The organism is Xanthomonas sp. WHRI 7064 (assembly GCF_040202355.2).
Taxonomy (GTDB): domain Bacteria; phylum Pseudomonadota; class Gammaproteobacteria; order Xanthomonadales; family Xanthomonadaceae; genus Xanthomonas; species Xanthomonas arboricola.
This window is the reverse complement of the sequence record NZ_CP167821.1, coordinates 1,604,707-1,625,276: the sequence shown is the minus strand read 5'-3', so window position 1 is coordinate 1,625,276 and position 20,570 is coordinate 1,604,707. Positions and strand designations below refer to the sequence as shown.

Genomic DNA, 20,570 nt, shown 5'->3' with positions numbered 1-20,570 from the left:
GCGCTTCTTCTAAGCGGCAGCTTCGGCCTTGTCAACGGCAACACGCGGCACCGGTTGCGCCAACGCGTCCACAAAGTCCGGCGCCAGTGCCAGCTTGCCGAACCAGCCGTGCTGGGTGCCGCTGAGCACACGCAACATATGCCCGCGTCCGCCGGGCACGCGTCCCATCGGGCGCAGCAGCAGATCGCGCCCGTGCGCCCAGAGATCGCGCTCGGACTGGAACAACGGCGTCAGCCAACGGCTCCAGCGGTGATAGATCGCCACATGCGCCTGGCGCTCGCGCTGATAGTGCTGCAAGGCCGCATCCAGATCGGCGCCGACCCGCAAGGCATCGCGCATCGCCAACGCATCCAGCAGCGCCATGTTGACGCCCTGCCCCAGCTGCGGACTCATCGCATGCGCGGCATCGCCGGCCAGCACGAAGCGGCCGCGATGCCAGCGTGTCACCACCGCGTCGCGATAACTCGCACGCGCCAATGCGCCATGTACTTGCACGGTTTCCAGACGCGCATGTGCATCCGGCCACATCTGCGCAATCTCCTGCCGCCATGCGGCAATGCCGCGCTGTTCCCAGGCGGCAAAATCGCTGCACGGCAGGCTCCAGAAAAAACTCAGCCGCGGGGTGGCGTCGCCCGGGCGCGTACCCACCGGCAGCAGGCCGATCATCTTGCGCGCGCCGATATAGCGCTGGCGCAACTCATCGACAAACGGCCAGTCGTCGCGTGGCAGCAGGCACCACAACGCACCCCACGGATACACCCGATCCAGCCGCGTGCCCTGCGCCTGCGCGCGCAAGCTCGATGCAGATCCATCGGCGGCAATGATCAGATCGTAGGGGCCATGCCAGTGCCCGCGCTGATCCTGCACGCGCGCGCCGTCGTGATCGATCGCGGTGATCTGGGTATCCACATGCAACTGCGCGTGATCTGGCCAGGCTTCGCGCAACAGCGTAAACAAGGCGCCGCGCTGCATGCCCAGGCCCATCAGCCGCGCATCCAGATCGCTGTACTGCATGTCCATCACCGCGCGTCCGCACGGCGTTTCGCCATACAGCCGGCGCACCGGTGCGCCATGCGCGAGCGCCTGCGGCAGCAAGCCCATCTTCCACAGCACCTGCAACCCGCTGGGCTGCAGCAGGAAGCCCGCTCCCACCGGCCCGGGCGTGGCGGCACGTTCGAACACGTCCAGCCGGTGCCCGTCGGCGCCCAGCAGCACGGCCAGTGCCTGCCCCGCCGTTCCATAACCCACTACCGCAATGCGCAATGCTCGCTGCATGTCCTTCGCTCCCTGGACGGCACCGACCCCGCATGGGCCGATGCAAAAAAAACCCCGCCGTGGCGGGGTTCTTCAACCGCACAATCGAGTCACATCACTCGACCGGCGTGATGTTCGAAGCCTGGGCACCCTTGGGGCCCTGGGTCACGTCATAACTGACGCGCTGGCCTTCCTGCAGGCTGCGGAAGCCCTTGGAGTTGATCGCGGAGAAGTGCGCGAAGACATCGGCGCTGCCGTCCTCCGGTGAGATGAAGCCAAATCCCTTGGCGTCGTTGAACCACTTGACGGTACCGTTCGGCATGGTGATGCGAGACCTTTGCAATAATTAATGGGTGGTGTACGGCGATGCGTACGCGCCGAGTATGCAAAGCTTATGCCCTGATGACAATCACCCGCGTGCAAGTTCGCCGATCAGCTCCGGCAATCCGGACGAGGCGGCATCCACGTTGGCCAACACCTCGGCCATGGTGATTTCCTGCGCGTCGCCACAGCCGGCTGCCCAGTTGGCCACGATCGCCAAACATGCATATTCCAGGCCTTTTTCGCGTGCAAGAGCCGCTTCGGGCATGCCGGTCATGCCGACCAGATCGCAGCCGTCGCGACGCATGCGGGCGATCTCTGCAATCGTTTCCAGTCGTGGTCCCTGGGTTGCGCCGTAGCATCCTCCGGCGACCATCGTGACGCCGGTCACCTTGGCGGCGGCGATGACCTTGCTGCGGAACATCGGCGAATACGGATGGCCGAAATCCACGTGCTGCACCTCGCTGCCCGGCTCTTCGCAGAAGGTGGACACGCGGCCCCAGGTGTAATCGATCAGCTGATCCGGGCACGCCAGCACGCGCGGGCCGAACTGCTCGGTGATGCCGCCGACGGTATTGAGCGCCAGCACCCGCGCCGCACCGATTTGCTGCAGCGCAGCGATGTTTGCGCGGTAATTCACCTTGTGCGGCGGCAGCGAATGGCCTTCGCCATGGCGCGCCAGGAACGCCACGCGGTGGCCCAGCAACATGCCCACGCGGATCGGGCCGGAGGGCGCGCCATACGGCGTTTCGATGTCGTGCGTCTGCACCTGATCCAGCTGTGCGAGCTTGTAGACGCCGGTGCCGCCGATGACGGCCAATGCGATGGAAGTGGAGGACACAAGCAACCTCTGCAACGAAAGACAGGACGGTGGCGCGCAGGCCTGCACGCCGGGCTGCCCGCAGCGACGCGGGCAAACTGCGGCAGTTACTGCTTCATCGCGTAGATGGCGGGAATGCCGCGCAGCTGCTCGTTGACGTCCATGCCGAAGCCGAACACGTAACGGTCGGCCACTTCCACGCCGACGTAGTCGGCGGCCACGCCAGGCACGCAACGGTCGTGACGCTTGACGGTCAACACCGCCACGCGCACGTCGGTGGCGCCCTGCTCCAGGCACCACTGGCGCACGCCCTGCAGCGTGTAGCCCTCGTCGAGGATGTCGTCGACCAGGATCACCCGGCGACCGAACAACGCAGTGGCCGGACGGTGCTTCCACACCAGCTCGCCGCCGGTGGTTTCGCCGCGGTAACGGGTGGCATGCAGGTAATCGAACTGCAGGTCCTGGCCGCGTGCGCCCAGCTCCAGCGCCAGCTGGCCGGAGAACGGCAACGCGCCGTGCATGATGGTGAGATACACCGGCACTTCGCCGGCATAGTCGCGCGCGATCGCGTCGGCAATGCTGGCGACCGCCGCATCGATGGCGGGGCGGTCGACCAGCAGATCGGCTTGGGCCAGGGCCTGGGAAATGGTGAGCGTGGACATCAGGCAGTTGTTCCGAAAGAGGCGGAAAGGGGAGTGGTGAATGAGGCGTCGGAGCCGGCGAGCAGGCCATCCCAGCCCAGCGCGCCGCGGCCGATCAGGCCGATCAATGCTGCGGTGTTGAGGCTGCGGCCCTGCACGGCCTGCAGCGATTCGTCGACCAGTTCCGGGTGGCAGACCAGCACCACGTCGCAGCCGGCATCCAGGTGCGCATGCACCCGGCCGGCCACCCCGCCGGCGCTGAACGAGGCGGCCATGCCGATGTCGTCGGAGAACACCACGCCGCGAAAGCCCAGTTGCCCGCGCAGGATCTGCTCGATCCAGCGCGGCGAATAGCCGGCCGGTTCCGGGGCGACCTGCGGGTAGACCACGTGCGCCATCATCACCGCGTCGGCACCGGCCTCGATGCCGGCCATAAACGGCAGCAGATCTTCGGCCAGCAGGACCTCCAGCGGACGCGGGTCGCTGGCATGGTCGACGTGGGTGTCTTCCAGCACGGTGCCGTGGCCGGGGAAATGCTTGAGCGTGGCGGCCATGCCGGCACCGTGCAGCGCCTGCACATAGGCGCGGGTGAAGCTGGCCACGATCTGCGGATCATCGCTGAAGGCACGATCGCCGATGGCGCGGTTGCCACGGCCCAGATCCACCACCGGCGCGAAGCTCAGGTCCACGCCGCTGGCACGCACTTCGCTGGCCATCAGCTGCGCATGCGCGCGCGCCGCAGCGAGCGCGGCCTCGGGGTCCTGCGCGTATTGCGCGCCGAAGCTCTGCAGCGGCGCCAGGGCGCTGTAGCCGTCGCGAAAGCGCTGTACACGCCCGCCTTCCTGGTCCACGCAGATCAGCACCGGGCGCGGTGCGGCCGCGCGGATGGACGCAGACAACTCGGCCACCTGCGTGCGCGAGGCGAAGTTGCGCTTGAACAGCACCACGCCGGCGACCGCGTCGTGCTGCAGCCAGTCGCGTTCCTGTGCGCTGAGTTCGGTACCGGCAACGCCGATCAGAAGCATGTTGGGGGACTCCCGGGCCAGGCGCCACGTTGGCGCAGCGCGGCATTGTCGCAGATGCGCGTTGCAGCGTCAGATCGCGCATTCAGGCAGGCCCATGTTTCGGGCCGTCTTGGCCCTGCCGCTGCCCTTCGACTGCAGCTCAGAGCACCTCCAGATTCGCCCGCCAGTGCGCGGCCTGCGCCTGCACCTGCTCCAGTACCTCCGGTGCCATGGCGTCGAGCTGCCGGTAGGGCAGCGCCAGGCGCTCGTTGGCGCCCAGCAGCGTGCGCTGCCGCGCCAGGAAATCCCAGTACAGCGCGTTGTACGGACAGGCCTGCGGGCCCACCCGTACCTTGCGCTGGTAGCGGCAGCCACCGCAGTAATCGCTCATGCGGTCGATATAGGCCGCGCCGCTGATGTACGGCTTGCTGCCGAGCAGGCCGCCGTCGGCGAACTGGCTCATGCCGACCGTATTGGGCAGCTCCACCCACTCGAACGCATCGATGTAGATGCCCAGATACCAGCGATGCAGGGCCTGCGGATCCAGCCCTGCCAGCAGCGCGAAATTGCCGATCACCATCAGCCGCTGGATATGGTGCGCATGCGCGTTGGCCAGCGAATTGCCGATCGCATCGGCCAGGCAGCGCATGCCGATCTGCCCGTCCCAGAACCAGTGCGGCAGCGGCGCATGCTGGTCGAGCCGATTGGACTGCGCATAGCCGGGCATCTGCGACCAATACACGCCGCGCACGTATTCGCGCCAGCCCAGGATCTGGCGGATGAAGCCTTCCACCGATGCCAGCGGCGCATGCCCGTCATGCAGGGCCGCCTCCGCTCGCGCGATCACCTCGCGCGGATGCAGCAGCTTGATATTGAGCGCGAACGACAACAGCGAATGGAACAGCCGCGGGCTGCGCGTGCTCATCGCATCTTCGTAGCGACCAAAGTGCGGCAACGCATGCGTCATGAAGGCATCCAGGTGCTGCAAGGCTTCGTCGCGGTCCAGCGGCCACGGCAGCGCATCGGCATTCGGCGCACCGAAGCTGCGCACCCCGGCCGCCTCGATGACACTCCACAGCGCGCGGTGATCGTGCGCGGTGCGCCACTCCTGCGGCGCGGGCGGATCGCCTGGCCATGGCGCACGGTTGTCGTGATCGAAATTCCAGCGTCCGCCTTCCGGCTCGCCTGCGGCATCGAGCAGGATCCGGTGGCGGCGACGCATCTTTCGATAGAACACTTCCATGCGCCATTGACTGCCCGCGCGAAAACACCTGGCCACCTCATCGCGTTCGGTCAGGAAATGTTCGCTGTCGACCATGCCCGTGGCGAACGGCTGCCGCGCGCACCAGTGCTGCAATGCTTCGTCCAGCCGCCATTCGTCCGGCGCCTGGTACTCCAGCTGGCTGGCGCGGTAATGCGCCATTAGCGCGTCAAGATTGGCGGGAATCGATTGCCGATTGCTGGGGTTGTCGATGGCCACATAACGCACCCGATGACCGGCCTGCCGCAGGCGCGCGGCAAACGCGCGCATCGCTGCGAAGATCGCCAGGATCTTCTGCGCGTGGTGCAGCACGTAGTCGGTTTCCTCGCGCACTTCCATCAGCACGTAGACCACGCCCGCATCGGTGACATCGAACCAGCTGTGTTGCGGATTGAGTTGATCGCCCAGGACAAGGCGCAGCGTGTGTGCGGCTGGCCGCGGGTGACGCTCGGCTGCGGTCGCGTCAGGATTGCTCATCTATGCCGGACGCGTGCACGCACACAAAGCATCGTAACGATCGAGGTCGCACGCGCGCGCGCACTGCATAGCGGCAGATGGTCTGCCATGCCTGCGCGGCCCGTTTGCGTTGGCGAACGGCCTGGCGTGCAGACGCGTTCTGCATCGACACGCCAGCGCATCTCCCGCCGCGCATGCCACCGCATCACTCCTGCCCGCTGCAGGCGGCATCGCCTGCACACACACGCGCAGCCAAGGCCATACCGCTCTGCCAGGCCCCTTCGACCTTGCCACCGGCCAACCAGTCGCCGCAGATGCCGACGCTCAGCGGCGCATCCCAGGCACAGCCGATCTGCAAGGCAGGCTCAGTGCTGGCCACCGTCCAGCGATAGGCATCGCAGGACTGCGGCAGGGGCAGGCCAAGCGCGGCCAAGGCGGGCAACACGCTGGCAATCACCGTTTCAGGCGTTGCGTCCAGATGCGCCCGACTCCAGTCGGCAGTGGCATGCAGCAGCCAGGTTTCCACGCCATCCCTGCCCGGCTTGCTGGCGTTGCGTGCCACCCAGCGCAACGGACCGGCGTTGACGAACAAGGCGTCGTACCCGGGGTCGACCGGCATGTCGAAACGCAGCACCACCGCCCAGGCCGGCTGCATCCGTGCGTTGGCGGCCGTCGTCGCCAGCGTGGGCGCGCTGTCCGCCAGCAATGCAGCTGCAAGCGGTGCCGGTACCGCCAGCAATACGGTGTCGAAGCAGCAGTTGCGTGTCGTTCCGTCTTCTGCCACCTGCAGTTGCCAGGTGTCGCCACTGCGCTGCAGCGATCGCACAGAGCTGCCCAACCGAACATTCAGGGCCGCCGCCAGCGCACGCGCCGGTGCGCCCATGTCCGGCACCCCGACAAAGCGCGTCAACCCGCCCTGCGACGCACGCATGTCGGCGCCATCCCAACTGGCGACGCGCGCAGGCCAGACCGCCGCAACGCCGCGCGCGATCCATGCCTCCACCACTGCGGCAAACGCCGGGTCGCGGGCGGTGAAATACTGCGCGCCGTGATCGCACCGCCAGCCAGCGCCGCCACAGCTGCGCATGCGTCCGCCGGGCAGGTCACCCTGCTCGAACAACGTCACGGTCCATCCCGAAGCCTGCAGCCGTTGCGCGCAGGCAAGCCCGGCCAGCCCGGCGCCGATCACCGCAACCGTCCTCGATGGGGTGGGCCGCGTCATCTCGTCAGCGGCAGGCCGTTGCAACACGCCGCCGGCCGTTCACACCGCGCAGCCGTCCGGCCCGCAGGCATCGGGACCACCGATCGGCGCCGATTCGGCGGCCAGCTGCAACAGTGCCTGCGCAAAGCTCTCCGGCGGCTGCGCGCCCTGGATCAGGCTGCGTCCATCGATCACGAAACTGGGCACCGCACGGATTCCCAGCGCAGCGGCCTGCGCCAGTTGCGCTTCCACGGCAACGACGCCTTCGTCGGAGTCCAGCAGCGCGCGCACGCGGTACTCGTCCAGACCGCCGGCGGCCCCGGCAGCCACCAGCGTCTCGGTGGCACCAACGTTTTGGCCTTCGGCAAAATGCGCATGGAACAGCGCTTCGATCACGGCCTGGACATCGCCCTCGCGGCTGGCCAGCCAGATCAGCCGATGCGCGCGCAATGTGCTGACCTGCACCTGCCCACGCCCGAAATCGAACGGCAGGCCTTCGGCGCGCGCAGTGGCCTGGGTCTGCGCCAGCATCTGCTCCACGCGCGCGGCACCGCCGAACTTTTGCGCCAACGCATCACGTAGCGGTGTCGGTTCCAGACCGGCGTCGGGGTCCAGCTGAAACGCGTGGTAATGGATGTCCAGCGCCGGTGCCTGCGCACCGAGCGCGGCCACCGCCTGCTCGAAACGGCGCTTGCCGATCCAGCACCAGGGACAAACCACGTCAGACCAGATATCGATGCGCATGGGCGGGGATTGGAAATTCATCATTGAGGATTCGCAAAGCATAAACCCAATACCAACGCAGGGACTGGGGGCGCAACGCAATCAGCCAAGTCCGACGCGTCGCTTTAGCTTTTACGAATCCCGAATACCCAATCCCGAATCCCGACTTACAAATCCCCGCTCCAGTGCTTGAACGGGTGCGACGCCAGCGCCAGGTTGTAGTAGCGCACATCGTCGGTGACTTCGGCGCCGATCCAGTCGGGTTTGGCGAAGGCCTCGTCGGCATCGCCGAGTTCGATTTCGGCCACCACCAGCCCGGCGTTGTCGCCGAGGAATTCGTCCACTTCCCACACATGCCCCTGGTACTGGACCAGGTGCCGGCGCTTGTCGATCAGACCGCCGACACACAGCGCCAGCAGCGCACGCGCCTCGACCACCGGAATCGGGTATTCGAACTCCTGCCGGGTATGCCCCACCTCACGCGATTTCAGATTGAGAAACGCGCCCTCACCCTGGATGCGCACCCGTACCGACGCGTTCTGCGCACCGCTGCGCAGCGCCGCCTGGTCGTTGATATAGCCCTGCGCCATCGGGATCACCGCATGCGCGGCGCTACGCCAGCCGTCGCCAGTCACGAGAAATTTACGTTCGATTTCAATGCCCATGTCCACAAGTATGGCGGGACCTGCTGAAAAATGCTGGCCGACGCAGCCTCGCGACCTCTACACTCCGCCCCCCTCTCATTCAAGGACAGAACGCCATGACAGGCAGCCGCTACTCCACCATGCATATTGCGGCGCTCACTGCCGCATTGGTGTGCGCAACTGCCACAGCCGGCGCTGCTGCAGCCACGGTCTCGCTGGCCCAGGCGCAACAGGCACTGGATGCTGCCATCGCCGATGACATGGCAGCCGACCCGCAGACGCAGGGCGACGAGCTCATGTCCGCCATGTTTCGTCCGCGCTTGACCGCATTGACCGGCTGCCTGCCGGCTGTCGACGCCAAACCGGAGACGCTCGATTGCATCGTCACCGGCCAGGCCGGGCCCAGCGAAAGACACATGACGCTGCGGTTTGTCCCGAAAGGGAACGCGTGGGCGTTGCAGCACAGCGAGAAGGAAATGGAAGTCGCCGCGCCGGTACCGCCGCAGGATCGCGTGCAGGTGCTCCTGCGCGATGTCATCAGCCAGTTGCTTGTGCAGGAGAACGACGCGGCGATGCGCACGCGCATTCAAGACGCCGCGCGTACGGCGCAAGTCTCCGGTATCGAGCACTGCAAACTGGGCAGGGAGGCGCCAGTGGTCGAGTGCGACGTCATCGTTGAGGCCGAAGGCAAACGCGGCACGCGGCCGATGGCCTTCGCGTTGGTCGACGGGCAGTGGCAGAACGCCGTCGAAAAGAAAGACTAACAGCGGCTGACAAATTACTGCGCAATCGCGAAGCGGGCGACGGGTAACCGACGCCCGGAACATAAAGGCCTAGCGCTCAAACACCGCGATACTTTCCACATGCGCAGTATGCGGAAACATATCCATCGCGCCGGCGGCCTTGAGCGTGAAGCCCTGCTCGTTGACCAGGTAGCCGGCGTCGCGCGCCAGCGAGCCGGGGTGGCAGCTCACATAGACGATGCGCTCGAATTTTTTCAGCGGCAACTGCTGCAGCACTTCCAGCGCGCCCGAGCGCGGCGGGTCCAGCAGCAGCTTGTCGAAGCCCTGCCGCATCCACGCCGCGTTGCGCTGGTCCTGGGTCAGGTCGGCCGCATGGAACTGCGCATTGGCCAGACCATTGCGCTGCGCGTTGTCCCTGGCGCGCGCCACCAGCCCGGCATCGCCCTCCACGCCGACCACTTCGCGCACACCGCGCGCCAGCGGCAGGGTGAAATTGCCCAGCCCGCAGAACAGATCCAGCACGCGGTCGTCCGGCCCGGCGTCGAGCAGCGCCAGCGCATGCGCAATCATCTTCTGGTTGAGCGAGGCGTTGACCTGGATGAAATCCAGTGGCCGGAACGCCAGCTCCACATCCCACTGCGGCAGGCGGAACGACAGCGGCACCTCCTGCGGCCATAGCGGATGCACGCTCTCCACGCCACCGGGCTGCAGGAAGATCGCAAAGCCGTGCGCCTGGGCGAATGCGGTCAGCGCCTGCAGGTCGCGCTCGCTGAGCGGCTGCAGATGGCGAATGGTCAACACCACCGCGCCGTCGCCGGCAATGAATTCGATCTGCGGGATATCGCGCTTGCCGTCCAGGCCTTCGACCAACGCCGCCAGCTGCGGAATCTTCTCGCCGATCTGCGGGATCACCGTGTAGCAGACCGACAGATCGGCCACGAAGCGCGGATCCAGCTCGCGAAAGCCGACCAGGGTCTTGTCCTTCTTTTCGACGCGACGGACCGAAAAGCGTCCCTTGCGCCGATAGCCCCAGTTATCGCCGACCAGGGCCGGCAGCACCGCCTGCGGTGTGACGTGGCCGATGCGCTCCAGGTTGTCCATCAGCACGCGCTGCTTGGCCACGATCTGCTGCGACTCGTCCAGATGCTGCAGCACGCAGCCGGCGCAGACCCCAAAATGCGGGCAGCGCGGGATCACCCGCTGCGGCGATGCCTCCAGCACCTCCACCGTCCTGGCCTCGTCGAAATGCCGGCTGCGCGCGGTGGGTTCGGCACGCACCAGCTCACCGGGCAAGGCGCCACTGATGAAGGTGACTTTGCCGCCCTCGCCGTCGCGGCGGGCCACGCCGCGCCCGTCGTGGCTGAGGTCGGTGATCGCGGTCTGGAACGGAGTACGGTCGAAGCGGTTTCGGGTTCTGGCCACGTGGCGACGAGCTGCGGGCAAAAAGGGTGCGTATTGTCGCAGATGCGATCGATCGCGGCCGCTTCGCGCGATGGAACAATTGTCGCGCCCCGCAAACACAGGCACACTTCCGCTGCACGCGGCTGCTAGGACGCGGCATCGCTGACAAGGAGGCAGCATGAACATGGCGACACGCCAGGAACCCCAACCACGCCTCTTGCTGGTAGAGGACGACCCGATCAGCCGTGGCTTTCTGCAGGCGGTGCTGGAAGGTCTTCCCGCCCATGTGGATTGCGCAGACTCGCTGTCTTCGGCACTGGACCGCGCGCGCACACGTCGCCACGACCTGTGGCTGATCGACGTCAATCTTCCCGATGGCACCGGCAGCGGCCTGCTACGCGCATTGCGCCTGCTGCACCCGGACGTGCCTGCACTGGCCCACACCGCGGACACCAATATGGCGATGCAACGCAGCCTGCAGTCCGATGGCTTTCTGGAAATGCTGGTCAAGCCGCTGACCTCCGAGCGCCTGCTGCAGGCGGTGCGTCGCGGACTGGCGCGCGGCCGCTACAGCGTGGCGCCGGTGGGCGTGGTCGACATTGCCGCCAGCGATTGGGACGAAGCGGCCGCGCTCAGCGCGCTCAATGGCCAGCAACACCATCTCAACGCGCTGCGCGAATTGTTCCTGGCCGAGTTGCCGGGCACCCGTGATGCGGTGGATTCAGCCTTGCAGGTCAGCGACGATCAGGCACTGCGCGGCCATCTGCATCGGCTGCAGGCCAGCTGCGGTTTTGTCGGCGCGGCGCGGCTTGCCGGCGCAGTGCGCCTGCTGCGCGGCGACCCGCATTCCAGCACGGCGCAGACCCAGTTCCATGCGGCGGTGGCTGCACTGCTGCACTGAAGGAGGACTTCAGCGATGTCCCTGGACCCGGTGCAGCGTCGGCGATCTGAACTGGCGACATTGAGCGCCACGCATGACGATGGGTCCGCATGGAGTCCAACGCGCACCTGGCCACTGCTGCAAGACTGGTGGACCTGCCTTGCGACCCTCAATGCCGCCGCGCCAGATCCTCAAGCATTTCCCAGGATTTCAACCCGCGCCCACTCAGATGATGCAGCAGCACGCCCCGCATGCTGCGACGCAGGCCCGGCATGTCGTCGGCTGCGGGCATGACATCCTGGCCCAACGCCAATAGCGCCGCACCGGTGACGGTGTCGCGCCGGTCCTGCGCCATCGCCTCGCTCAGTACGCGCAGCGCGCCTTCCTGCGGATCGAGCCGGTAGCGCGCCGCCGGGTCGATCGGCTGGCCATCGCGGTCGTGCTCCAGATCGAACGCAAAACCCAGACCGTCGAGCACATCGCGCTCGAACTGGCGCAGCCCCCAGGCCAGCGGCAGGTCGGATGCCAGATGCGCACGCGCCTGCGCATAGCAATCGAACAACTCGGGCACCGGGTCGTTACGCGGCGCCAGGCGCAGCAGCAGTTCACTGATATAGAAACCGGCCAGCATCGATTCGCCCGCCAGGCGGGGGGCGGTGTCCAGCGCTTCGGCCTGACGCAACTGGGCCAGTTCGCCGCGTTGCACCGCGGTGAACTGGATCAACTGCAGTGGCTGCAGCGCGGCCCGCAAGGCCTGCTTGCGTGGCCCGTGCACCCCGCGCGCCAATAGCCCGACCCGGCCATGCTGCTCGGTCAACACTTCCACCAGCAGGCTGGTCTCGCGCCAGGCCCGCACATGCAGGATGAAACCGCGTTCGTGTTCGATCAGCATGGTCTGTTATGCGGCAGGGGGCGCGATTGCAGGACACAAGAGCGGTTACCGGCGATGACCGCCGTGAACCACTGCCGGCAGCGCACATGATCACAGCCGTCAACGGCAGCGGCCGCGATGGCCAAGCGCAATCCAGTCCATGGAGACATCGCTTGCATCGCAGCTCCACACCGTTACCGGTTTAGACGATCGCATCGACAGGCTGTCAGCACGCCAGCAGCGCTGCGCCGGTTCCGGCGCCAGCCAGGGCCTCACTCGTATCCGAACGCCTTCAACGCCGCTTCGTCGTCCGACCAGCCTTCGCGCACGCGCACCCAGGTCTCCAGGAATACCTTGGCACCGAACAAGCGCTCCATCTGCAGCCGCGCCTTGCCGCCGATGTCCTTCAGACGGGTACCGCCCTTGCCGATCACGATCGCCTTCTGGCCTTCGCGCTCGACCCAGATCACCGCGCCGATGCGCAGCAGCGCGCCATCTTCGGCAAAGCGTTCGATCTCCACGGTGGTGGCATACGGCAGTTCTTCGCCGAGCTGACGCATCAACTGCTCACGCACCAGTTCCCCGGCCAGAAAACGCTGGCTGCGGTCGGTGATCTCGTCCTCGCCGAACATCGCTTCGGCCTCCGGCACCAGCTTGAGCAGGTCGCCGACCAGCGCCTCCAGGCCCTTGCGCTTGAGCGCCGACACCGGATGCACCGCAGCGAAGGTGCGGCCTTCGCTGACCTGGGCCAGGAACGGAAACAACGCAGTCTTGTCCTTGAGCCGGTCGACCTTGTTGACCACCAGCACCACCGGCACTCCGGCGTCGCTCAGGACCTTGAAAGCCAGGGTGTCTTCGTCGTCCCAGCGGCCGGCTTCGATCACCAGCACCGCCGCGTCCACGCCTTCCAGCGAGCCGCGCGCGGCGCGGTTCATCACCCGGTTCATGGCGCGCTTCTGCTCGCGATGCAGTCCGGGCGTGTCGACCAGCACCAGTTGCCCCTCGGGGAAGGTGGCAATGCCCAGCAACCGATGGCGCGTGGTCTGTGGCCGGTTGGACACGATGCTGACCTTGGCGCCAACCAGGGCATTGGTCAGGGTGGACTTGCCGACATTGGGCCGGCCGATCACCGCAACGCTGCCGCTACGGTGGGGGGAAGAGGTTTCGCTCACGTGTTGGAATCCAGTTGTGCGATGACAAGGGTGGCCGCCTGTTGCTCGGCGAGGCGACGCGAGCTGCCCTGGCCTTCGGCGCGGGCGACGGGCTGTTCCAGGATGCAGGCGACCTGGAACTGCTTGGCATGTTCGTCGCCGCTTTCGCTGATCAGCGCGTAGGTGGGCAACGGCAGCTGCCGTGCCTGCAGCCATTCCTGCAGCCGGGTCTTGGGGTCTTTTTCCGCCTTGCCCACCGGCAGCGCCGCCAGCGAGGGCTCGAACCACGGCAGCACCACCGCGCGGCAGCGTTCGAAGCCGCAGTCCAGATAGATCGCCGCGACGATCGCCTCGACCGCGTCTGCCAGGATCGAATCGCGTCGATGACCGCCGGATTTCAGCTCGCCCGGCCCCAGCGTCAGCCGCTCGCCCAAATTGAGGGTGCGGCCGATCACTGCCAGTGCCCCTTCGCGTACGAGTTCGGCACGCGCGCGGGTCAATGCACCTTCGTCGGCCTTGGGCCAGCGCTGATACAGCGCCTCGGCGACCAGCAGGTTGACGATGCCGTCGCCGAGAAATTCCAGTCGTTCGTTATGCGGTGTCCCGGCGCTGCGGTGTCGCAGCGCCTGGGCGAGCAATCCCGGATCGGCAAACGCATGCCCGATCGGATCGCCGCGCTGGAAAGTCCTATTCGCCACCACGCCTCGTCAGATCCTGTGTGGTATCGAACTTGCCGACCACGTCGAGATTTCCGACCAGCTCACGACGCACTTCGTAGTTGACCTTCATGCGCCAACCACCTTCGATGCGTTCGAACTTGACGTTCTCACGCTTGACGCTTTCGGATGCATTGATATCAAGACGCTTGAACAGCATGTCCTGCAGCTTGGATGGATCCATGTCGGCACTGCCGCCTTCGTTGGCCAGGCCCTTCATCGACGTACGCACTGCGTAGTATTCCTGGTACATCGGAAACAGCTTCATTCCGATGTACAGCGCGAACCCCACTACCGCCAGCACCACCACGAACGACGTCAACGTCATACCGCTTTGCTTGCGCTTCATTGTGCTTCCCCCGGCACGCCCTGCGTGCATTACTGGATTCCGGTCCCGATCCGCGACGGATCGAAACTCCCCTTGCAGAACCACCCTTCGCAATTGAGCCAGATCAGGAACGCCTTGCCGCGCAGGTTGGCTTCCGGCAGGAAGTGCGTCTGGGTCCAGAACCGGCTGTCTTCGCTGTTGTCGCGATTATCCCCCATCACGAAATAGCTGTCCGCCGGCACGGTCCAGTCGCCCTGCCCGGCCGGCATGTTGCGATCGACCCACTCCAGCACCGTGTGGGTGCGGCCCGGCAAATCCTCGACCAGCAAGGTGGTGCCGGTCATCTCGGCGCCCTTGCCCTTGCCGATGTATTCGCCCTTGACCGTGTAGCGCATCGGCTTGTCGTTGATGTACAGCGTATCGCCGTGGAAGCCGATCTTGTCGCCCGGCAGACCCACCACGCGCTTGATCCAGTTCTGGTCCGGCGCATGCGGCGGCTTGAATACCACCACGTCGCCACGCTTGGGCTCGCCGGTCGGGATGAACTTGGTATTGGTGATCGGCAGACGGAACCCGTAAGCGAACTTGTTGACCAGGATGAAATCGCCGATCAGCAGATTGGGCATCATCGAACTGGACGGAATCTTGTACGGCTCGGCCACGAAGCTGCGCAGGATCAACACCACCGCCAGCACCGGAAAGAAGGCGCGCGAGTAGTCGATGATGGCCGGCTCGCTGTCCAGCAGACCGGCGCGTGCCGCGCGGCGCTTGGCCAGGAACAGCTTGTCCAGCAGCCAGATGAAGCCGGTGCCCAGCGTCAACACAACCAGGGCAATTTCAAACCATTTCATTGATGTTCCTTCGGAACGGGATTTGGGATTGGAGATTGGGGATTCGCAAAAGCACGGGGCTGGCAAGTCGTTGCCAATCCCCAATCACGACTCCCGAATCCCTGCTACTTATCCATCTGCAAGACAGCCAGGAAGGCTTCCTGCGGAATCTCCACGCGGCCGACCTGCTTCATGCGCTTCTTGCCTTCCTTCTGCTTTTCGAGCAGCTTCTTCTTGCGCGAAACGTCGCCACCATAGCACTTGGCCAACACGTTCTTGCGCATCGCCTTGACCGTGGAGCGCGAGATGATTTGCGAGCCCACGGCGGCCTGGATCGCCACGTCGAACATCTGCCGCGGGATCAGATCCTTCATCTTTTCGCACAGTTCGCGGCCGCGCCGGTCGGCGTAGCTGCGGTGCACGATGATCGACAGCGCATCGACCTTGTCGCCATTGATCAGCGTATCCACGCGCACGAACGGGCCGGCATCGAAACGCAGGAAGTGGTAATCCAGCGAGGCGTAACCGCGCGAGACCGACTTGAGCTTGTCGAAGAAATCCAGCACCACTTCGGCCATCGGCAACTCGTAGCTGATCTGCACCTGGCTGCCCAGGTAGTTGATGCCGATCTGGGTGCCGCGCTTTTCCTCGCACAAGGTGATGATGTTGCCGACGTAATCGGGCGGGGTGAGGATGTTGGCGCGGATGATCGGCTCGCGGATCTCTTCCACGTTGTTGAGTGGCGGCAGCTTGGATGGATTGTCCATCGGGATGATGCTGCCGTCGGTCTTGAGCACTTCGTAGACCACGGTCGGCGCGGTCGAGATCAGGTTGAGGTTGTACTCGCGCTCCAGCCGCTCCTGCACGATCTCCATGTGCAGCATGCCCAGGAAGCCGCAGCGGAAGCCGAAGCCCATCGCTTCGGAGCTTTCCGGCTCGAAGCGCAGCGCCGCGTCGTTCAGGCGCAGCTTGTCCAGCGCCTCGCGCAGATCCGGGTAATCCTCGGCATCGACCGGAAACAGGCCGGCGAACACGCGCGGCTGCATTTCCTGGAAACCGGGCAGCGCGTGCGGCGCCGGGTCGGCCGCCAGGGTCAGCGTGTCGCCGACCGGTGCGCCATGCACGTCCTTGATCGAGGCGTTGATCCAGCCCACTTCGCCGGCGCCCAGCGCGGCGAGCTCCTTGCGCTTGGGCGTGAACACGCCGACCTTGTCGACCAGATGGGTGCGGCCGGTGGACATCACCAGGATCTTGCTGCCTGGCTTGATCTCGCCCTGCATCACGCGCACCAGCGAGACCACGCCCAGGTAGTTGTCGAACCAGGAGTCGATGATCAGCGCCTGCAGCTTGTCGGTGTCGCGGGGCTTGGGCGGCGGAATCCGCTGCACGATCGCTTCCAGCACCAGATCGATGTTCAGACCGGTCTTGGCGCTGACCGCCACCGCGTCTTCGGCGTCGATACCGATCACCGCCTCGATCTCGGCCTTGGCCCGCTCGATGTCGGCGGTCGGCAGGTCGATCTTGTTGAGCACCGGCACCACTTCCAGGCCCTGCTCCACCGCGGTGTAGCAATTGGCGACCGACTGCGCTTCCACACCCTGGGCCGCATCCACCACCAGCAGCGCGCCTTCGCACGCGGCCAGCGAGCGGCTGACTTCGTAGGAGAAGTCCACATGCCCGGGGGTGTCGATGAAGTTCAGGTGGTAGACCTGCCCGTCCTTGGCCGTATACGGCAAGGACACCGACTGCGCCTTGATGGTGATGCCGCGTTCGCGCTCGATCGGGTTGGAGTCCAGGACCTGGGCCTCCATCTCGCGCGCCTGCAGGCCGCCGCACAGCTGGATGATCCGGTCGGCCAGGGTGGATTTACCGTGGTCGACGTGGGCGATGATGGAGAAGTTGCGGATATTCCGCATTGAATCAGAGGACATTGAGGTGGGCGCCGGCGGTGCCGTCGTCAGGGTAACGCAGCATTATCGCACGGTCGGCCCCTTTGGGGCCGGGGATTGGGGAATCGGGATTCGGGAATCGCAAAAGCCAGGCGGGCTATCGCCTCGCAGAGCCGCTCTTGCCATTCCCGATTCCCGATTCTCCATTCCCTCCGTTAGCCGCCGGCCTTCAGGGCCACATAGCTGGTCGCCTTGCCGTCGGTGACCAGCAGCATGACCACGTCGCCCTTCTTGTAGCTGGACAGGGCGCGGTTGAGGTCGGCGACGCTGCCGACCTTGGTGCGGCCGACGCGGGCGATGACCAGGCCCGGCGACAGTGGCGGTTGGGTGCTGCGTGCTGCCGCGCCGGTCACCGCTGCGATGCGCACGCCCTCGCCGGCCTCCAGGCCCAGGCGGCTGCGCTCGGCAGCGGTGAGATCGGCGACCTGCAGGCCGAGCAGCTCCACACTGGCCGGAGCACTGGGCTTGGCGTCTTCGGCCGCGGTACGCGGGGCGGCGTTGCCGGCGGGGTTGTCCAGCGTCGTGAGGGTGACGGCCACCTTGCGCGGCTTGCCATCACGCAACACGTCCAGGTTGACCTTGGTGCCCGGCGCCATCAGGCCGATCATCGGCGGCAGATCGCTGGCGACATCGATCGGCTTGCCGTTGACGGCGCGGATCACATCGCCCACCTCGATTCCGGCCTTGGCGGCGGGGCTGCCGGGCGGAATGTCGTTGACCAGCGCGCCGCGCGTATCCGGCAGGCCCAGGCCCTGCGCCTTGAGCGAGTCGATCGGGCCGACCGCCACGCCCAGCATGCCGCGGCTCACATGGCCGGTGGCCTTGATCTGCTCGGCAGCGCTGAAGGCCAGGTCGATCGGGATCGCAAAACTGATCCCCATATAGCCGCCCGAGGCGGAGAAGATCTGCGAATTGATGCCGACCACTTCGCCGCGCGTGTTGAGCAAGGGGCCGCCGGAGTTGCCCTGGTTGATCGCCACGTCGGTCTGGATGAAGGGCACGTAGCGCTGGTCCGCGTACGGATTGCTGCGCCCGGTCGCACTGACGATGCCAGCGGTGACCGAGTGGTCCAGGCCGAACGGCGAGCCGATCGCCACCACCCACTGGCCCGGCTTGAGCGTGTTGGAATCGCCCAGGCGTACCGTCGGCAGGCCCTTGGCCTCGATCTTGAGCAGCGCCACGTCGAACTGCTCGTCGCTGCCGACCACCTTGGCCTTGAACTCGCGGCGGTCGGTCAGCTTGACGGTGACCTCGCTGGCACCATCGACCACATGGTGATTGGTCAGCACATAGCCGTCGGCGGAAATGATGAAGCCCGAGCCCATCGACTTGCCGGCGATGCCGCCATCGTCGTCGCCGCCCTGGCCCGGCCCCTGCCGCGGCCCGCCCGGCATCTGGAAATCCGGCCCGAAGAAGCGGCGGAAGAATTCCGGCATCTGCTCGTCGCCGGGCATCGCGCCGCCGTCCTGCCCACCCGGACCACCACGCCGCTGGCGCGCCATGGCGTCCTTGCGGGTGATGGTGGTTTCGATATTGACCACACCCGGGCCGACCTGCTCGACCAGATTGGTGAAGTCCGGCAAGCCGGCCACCAGCTGCGGAGCCGGGGTGGCGCTGCGGTTGGCGGCAATCGGGGCAACATCCTTGGCCGCGGGCGCGGACTGCTGCGCGCAGGCGGCCAGCGGCAGGGTCATGGCGATCAGGCCGAACATCTGGGTGCGAATGCGGTGGTTCATCAGGTTGCCTCCGATGGCAGGGCGACAGGGGCCAAAGCCCCTGCCACTGCAGGGGTCCGGCACGATAACGGGAGGGAGGGCGCCGAACGGATGAAGATCGGCGGCGGCATCAATCCTGCGGCGGCTGCACCGGCAGCGGCCGGCTGGGCGCGGGGCTGGCAACACCCTGCGGCGCAGGCTCAAACGGATAGAACGCGGTGCCTTGTCCGCCTTGGCGGAAGCTGGCATTGAGCGGACTTTCACCGGCACCGGACAGGGCCGCACGCGGCCATGGGCGTGCCTGCAAGGTGGTATCTGGATGTGTGAACGGATTCGATGGCGCCGCCGCACTGGCCGTGGCCGTCGTCGCAGCGGGAGCAGCGGACGCCAGCATGCGGGTTGGCGCCTGCTGCTGGCGCGCGGCAACGCTGCGGGCGACCTGCTGGTTGCGTGTGGCCGCGCCACGGCGCGTGGATGCCAGCGCGGCGGCCGGCACCGCTGCGGCCAGCGCGGCCACCTCGTCGGGAGTGGCCGGGCCGGGCTGGGCCGGAGCCTTCGGTGCTGCGGGCGTGGCTGGGGCCTGCGTGGCCGCCGGCAGCTGCGCCGTCGTGGCGAACACCGGGACCTGCTCGGCCGGCGGTACGGTCTCGGGCAGGCGCTCGCGCGCCATGAACAGGGCAATCGCCGCGACCGATGCCGCAATCGCTGCGCCACCACCCCAGCGCCAGCGCGTGGCCGAACGCGTGGCCGGCTGCGCCTGCGGCACCGGCTCGTCGGCAATGGCGCTGCGCACGCGCACGGCAAAATCCAGCGGTGCCGGCGCGCTGGCCGCACCGCGCAGCACATCGCCACATAGCTGCCAACGCTCGTGGCAGCCGGCCAGTTCTTCGTCGTGGGCCAGACGGCGCAGCAGGAAGCGCGACTCGTCGGCGCTCAATTCGCCATCCACCAGCGCAGACAGCTGCTGGCGGTAGTGACGCTCGAACTTGTCGGTGGTGGACATGGCAGGGTTATGGCTCATACACGGTGTCGCTCACGGGTAGCGCTTTCGGTCTCCAACAGAGGCCGCAGCTCGATGTCGATGGCCTCGCGCGCCCGGAAGATGCGCGAGCGCACCGTTCCGATCGGGCAATCCATCTTTCGCGCGATTTCGTCGTAGCTCAGCCCTTCCACCTCGCGCAGGGTGATGGCCGACCGAAGTTCTTCCGGCAGGGCTTGGACCGCACGCATCACCGTTTGTTCCAGCTCCTGTCGCATCAATTCGCGCTCCGGGGTGTCGGTATCGCGCAGGCGGGTGGCACCATCGAACTGTTCGGCATCGCTGATCTCGATATCGTCGGTGGGCGGGCGGCGGTTGTGCGCAACCAGATGGTTCTTGGCAGTGTTGACGGCAATGCGGTGCAACCAGGTATAGAACTGCGAGTCGCCGCGGAAACTGTTGATCGCGCGGTAGGCGCGCACAAACGTATCCTGGGCCACGTCCTGGCACTCGCTCCAGTCGGCGATGTAACGCCCGATCAACGCAACGATGCGGTGCTGGTATTTGCGCACCAGCACATCGAACGCTGCGCTCTCGCCGCGCTGCACGCGCCGGACCAGTTCCAGGTCCAGCTCCTGAGGTGTATCGACTTCGGCCATGTCGGGCCGCACTCCTGTCAGCC

Annotated in this window: 21 protein-coding genes; 2 read left to right on the top strand and 19 right to left on the bottom strand. The window is 66.3% G+C overall.

The features are described 5' to 3' along the window. Positions 1-9 precede the first annotated feature (9 nt). The 9 genes from ABQY74_RS06965 to ABQY74_RS06925 form a co-directional block, all read right to left on the bottom strand. Positions 10-1,275: an NAD(P)/FAD-dependent oxidoreductase gene (locus ABQY74_RS06965; RefSeq protein ID WP_349793890.1), complete on the bottom strand. Its 1,266-nt coding sequence runs from the start codon at positions 1,273-1,275 to the stop codon at positions 10-12. Between the two features lie 94 nt (positions 1,276-1,369). Then, complete coding sequence (locus ABQY74_RS06960) at positions 1,370-1,576, bottom strand: cold-shock protein (protein ID WP_003488188.1); 207 nt, start codon at positions 1,574-1,576, stop codon at positions 1,370-1,372. 87 nt (positions 1,577-1,663) lie between these two features. Further along, complete coding sequence (locus ABQY74_RS06955) at positions 1,664-2,416, bottom strand: S-methyl-5'-thioinosine phosphorylase (protein ID WP_039809937.1); 753 nt, start codon at positions 2,414-2,416, stop codon at positions 1,664-1,666. Between the two features lie 86 nt (positions 2,417-2,502). Next, positions 2,503-3,057 carry a hypoxanthine-guanine phosphoribosyltransferase gene (locus ABQY74_RS06950; RefSeq protein WP_016903731.1) on the bottom strand — a complete coding sequence of 185 codons (555 nt, stop codon included), beginning with the start codon at positions 3,055-3,057 and terminating at the stop codon, positions 2,503-2,505. Continuing rightward, complete coding sequence (nagZ, locus tag ABQY74_RS06945; RefSeq protein WP_024938024.1) at positions 3,057-4,061, bottom strand: beta-N-acetylhexosaminidase; 1,005 nt, start codon at positions 4,059-4,061, stop codon at positions 3,057-3,059. The genes ABQY74_RS06950 and nagZ overlap by 1 nt, the downstream gene beginning before the upstream one ends. A gap of 139 nt (positions 4,062-4,200) precedes the next feature. Continuing rightward, positions 4,201-5,778, bottom strand: coding sequence for a cryptochrome/photolyase family protein (locus ABQY74_RS06940; protein ID WP_349793892.1), 1,578 nt, complete (start codon positions 5,776-5,778; stop codon positions 4,201-4,203). A gap of 184 nt (positions 5,779-5,962) precedes the next feature. Continuing rightward, positions 5,963-7,003, bottom strand: coding sequence for an NAD(P)/FAD-dependent oxidoreductase (locus ABQY74_RS06935; protein WP_372470092.1), 1,041 nt, complete (start codon positions 7,001-7,003; stop codon positions 5,963-5,965). A gap of 15 nt (positions 7,004-7,018) precedes the next feature. Next, complete coding sequence (locus tag ABQY74_RS06930; protein WP_104570625.1) at positions 7,019-7,702, bottom strand: DsbA family oxidoreductase; 684 nt, start codon at positions 7,700-7,702, stop codon at positions 7,019-7,021. 146 nt (positions 7,703-7,848) lie between these two features. Then, positions 7,849-8,346, bottom strand: coding sequence for a CYTH domain-containing protein (locus ABQY74_RS06925; protein ID WP_184231165.1), 498 nt, complete (start codon positions 8,344-8,346; stop codon positions 7,849-7,851). A gap of 95 nt (positions 8,347-8,441) precedes the next feature. Here ABQY74_RS06925 and ABQY74_RS06920 point away from each other — a divergent pair, with 95 nt between their 5' ends. Further along, a complete protein-coding gene (locus tag ABQY74_RS06920; RefSeq protein ID WP_039528422.1) occupies positions 8,442-9,089 on the top strand; it encodes a hypothetical protein in 648 nt (215 codons plus the stop codon). A gap of 69 nt (positions 9,090-9,158) precedes the next feature. Here ABQY74_RS06920 and rlmD read toward each other — a convergent pair whose 3' ends face one another. Then, a complete protein-coding gene (rlmD, locus tag ABQY74_RS06915) occupies positions 9,159-10,490 on the bottom strand; it encodes a 23S rRNA (uracil(1939)-C(5))-methyltransferase RlmD (protein ID WP_349793896.1) in 1,332 nt (443 codons plus the stop codon). A 157-nt stretch (positions 10,491-10,647) separates the two neighbouring features. Here rlmD and ABQY74_RS06910 point away from each other — a divergent pair, with 157 nt between their 5' ends. Further along, the gene (locus tag ABQY74_RS06910; protein ID WP_349793898.1) at positions 10,648-11,370 is read left to right on the top strand and encodes a response regulator; all 723 of its coding nucleotides are present in this window, start codon (positions 10,648-10,650) and stop codon (positions 11,368-11,370) included. A gap of 148 nt (positions 11,371-11,518) precedes the next feature. On the opposite strand, the gene recO is transcribed toward ABQY74_RS06910, so the two are convergent. The 9 genes from recO to rpoE form a co-directional block, all read right to left on the bottom strand. Beyond that, positions 11,519-12,241, bottom strand: coding sequence for a DNA repair protein RecO (gene recO / locus ABQY74_RS06905; RefSeq protein WP_104570628.1), 723 nt, complete (start codon positions 12,239-12,241; stop codon positions 11,519-11,521). A 251-nt stretch (positions 12,242-12,492) separates the two neighbouring features. Further along, entirely contained in the window at positions 12,493-13,392 is a 900-nt protein-coding gene (gene era, locus ABQY74_RS06900) for a GTPase Era (RefSeq protein ID WP_024938032.1), read from the bottom strand. Next, positions 13,389-14,069 carry a ribonuclease III gene (gene rnc / locus ABQY74_RS06895; protein ID WP_104555803.1) on the bottom strand — a complete coding sequence of 227 codons (681 nt, stop codon included), beginning with the start codon at positions 14,067-14,069 and terminating at the stop codon, positions 13,389-13,391. Before rnc ends, era begins: the two co-directional genes overlap by 4 nt. After that, a complete protein-coding gene (locus tag ABQY74_RS06890; protein ID WP_104555753.1) occupies positions 14,059-14,466 on the bottom strand; it encodes a DUF4845 domain-containing protein in 408 nt (135 codons plus the stop codon). Before ABQY74_RS06890 ends, rnc begins: the two co-directional genes overlap by 11 nt. Further along, positions 14,466-15,266 (bottom strand): signal peptidase I, encoded by an 801-nt coding sequence (lepB, locus tag ABQY74_RS06885; RefSeq protein ID WP_011036465.1) that lies wholly within the window; start codon positions 15,264-15,266, stop codon positions 14,466-14,468. Before lepB ends, ABQY74_RS06890 begins: the two co-directional genes overlap by 1 nt. Before the next feature lie 104 nt (positions 15,267-15,370). Continuing rightward, entirely contained in the window at positions 15,371-17,161 is a 1,791-nt protein-coding gene (gene lepA, locus ABQY74_RS06880; protein WP_024938035.1) for a translation elongation factor 4, read from the bottom strand. A 188-nt stretch (positions 17,162-17,349) separates the two neighbouring features. Beyond that, positions 17,350-18,930, bottom strand: a complete 1,581-nt coding sequence (locus ABQY74_RS06875) for a DegQ family serine endoprotease (protein ID WP_349793900.1) — start codon at positions 18,928-18,930, stop codon at positions 17,350-17,352. 109 nt (positions 18,931-19,039) lie between these two features. Continuing rightward, a complete protein-coding gene (locus ABQY74_RS06870; protein ID WP_349793902.1) occupies positions 19,040-19,930 on the bottom strand; it encodes a sigma-E factor negative regulatory protein in 891 nt (296 codons plus the stop codon). Beyond that, the gene (rpoE, locus tag ABQY74_RS06865) at positions 19,927-20,547 is read right to left on the bottom strand and encodes an RNA polymerase sigma factor RpoE (RefSeq protein ID WP_016903799.1); all 621 of its coding nucleotides are present in this window, start codon (positions 20,545-20,547) and stop codon (positions 19,927-19,929) included. The genes ABQY74_RS06870 and rpoE overlap by 4 nt, the downstream gene beginning before the upstream one ends. Between the last annotated feature and the right edge of the window lie 23 nt (positions 20,548-20,570).

Bases quoted from the DNA above. Each gene is read 5' to 3' on its own strand.
- rpoE (WP_016903799.1), bottom strand. From the start codon at position 20,547: ATGGCCGAAGTCGATACACCTCAGGAGCTGGACCTGGAACTGGTCCGG.
- ABQY74_RS06950 (WP_016903731.1), bottom strand. From the start codon at position 3,057: ATGTCCACGCTCACCATTTCCCAGGCCCTGGCCCAAGCCGATCTGCTG.
- ABQY74_RS06960 (WP_003488188.1), bottom strand. From the start codon at position 1,576: ATGCCGAACGGTACCGTCAAGTGGTTCAACGACGCCAAGGGATTTGGC.
- ABQY74_RS06870 (WP_349793902.1), bottom strand. From the start codon at position 19,930: ATGAGCCATAACCCTGCCATGTCCACCACCGACAAGTTCGAGCGTCAC.
- nagZ (WP_024938024.1), bottom strand. From the start codon at position 4,061: ATGCTTCTGATCGGCGTTGCCGGTACCGAACTCAGCGCACAGGAACGC.
- ABQY74_RS06910 (WP_349793898.1), top strand. From the start codon at position 10,648: ATGAACATGGCGACACGCCAGGAACCCCAACCACGCCTCTTGCTGGTA.
- ABQY74_RS06925 (WP_184231165.1), bottom strand. From the start codon at position 8,346: ATGGGCATTGAAATCGAACGTAAATTTCTCGTGACTGGCGACGGCTGG.
- lepA (WP_024938035.1), bottom strand. From the start codon at position 17,161: ATGCGGAATATCCGCAACTTCTCCATCATCGCCCACGTCGACCACGGT.
- ABQY74_RS06930 (WP_104570625.1), bottom strand. From the start codon at position 7,702: ATGCGCATCGATATCTGGTCTGACGTGGTTTGTCCCTGGTGCTGGATC.
- ABQY74_RS06965 (WP_349793890.1), bottom strand. From the start codon at position 1,275: ATGCAGCGAGCATTGCGCATTGCGGTAGTGGGTTATGGAACGGCGGGG.
- ABQY74_RS06875 (WP_349793900.1), bottom strand. From the start codon at position 18,930: ATGAACCACCGCATTCGCACCCAGATGTTCGGCCTGATCGCCATGACC.
- ABQY74_RS06940 (WP_349793892.1), bottom strand. From the start codon at position 5,778: ATGAGCAATCCTGACGCGACCGCAGCCGAGCGTCACCCGCGGCCAGCC.
- lepB (WP_011036465.1), bottom strand. From the start codon at position 15,266: ATGAAATGGTTTGAAATTGCCCTGGTTGTGTTGACGCTGGGCACCGGC.
- ABQY74_RS06890 (WP_104555753.1), bottom strand. From the start codon at position 14,466: ATGCACGCAGGGCGTGCCGGGGGAAGCACAATGAAGCGCAAGCAAAGC.
- ABQY74_RS06920 (WP_039528422.1), top strand. From the start codon at position 8,442: ATGACAGGCAGCCGCTACTCCACCATGCATATTGCGGCGCTCACTGCC.
- recO (WP_104570628.1), bottom strand. From the start codon at position 12,241: ATGCTGATCGAACACGAACGCGGTTTCATCCTGCATGTGCGGGCCTGG.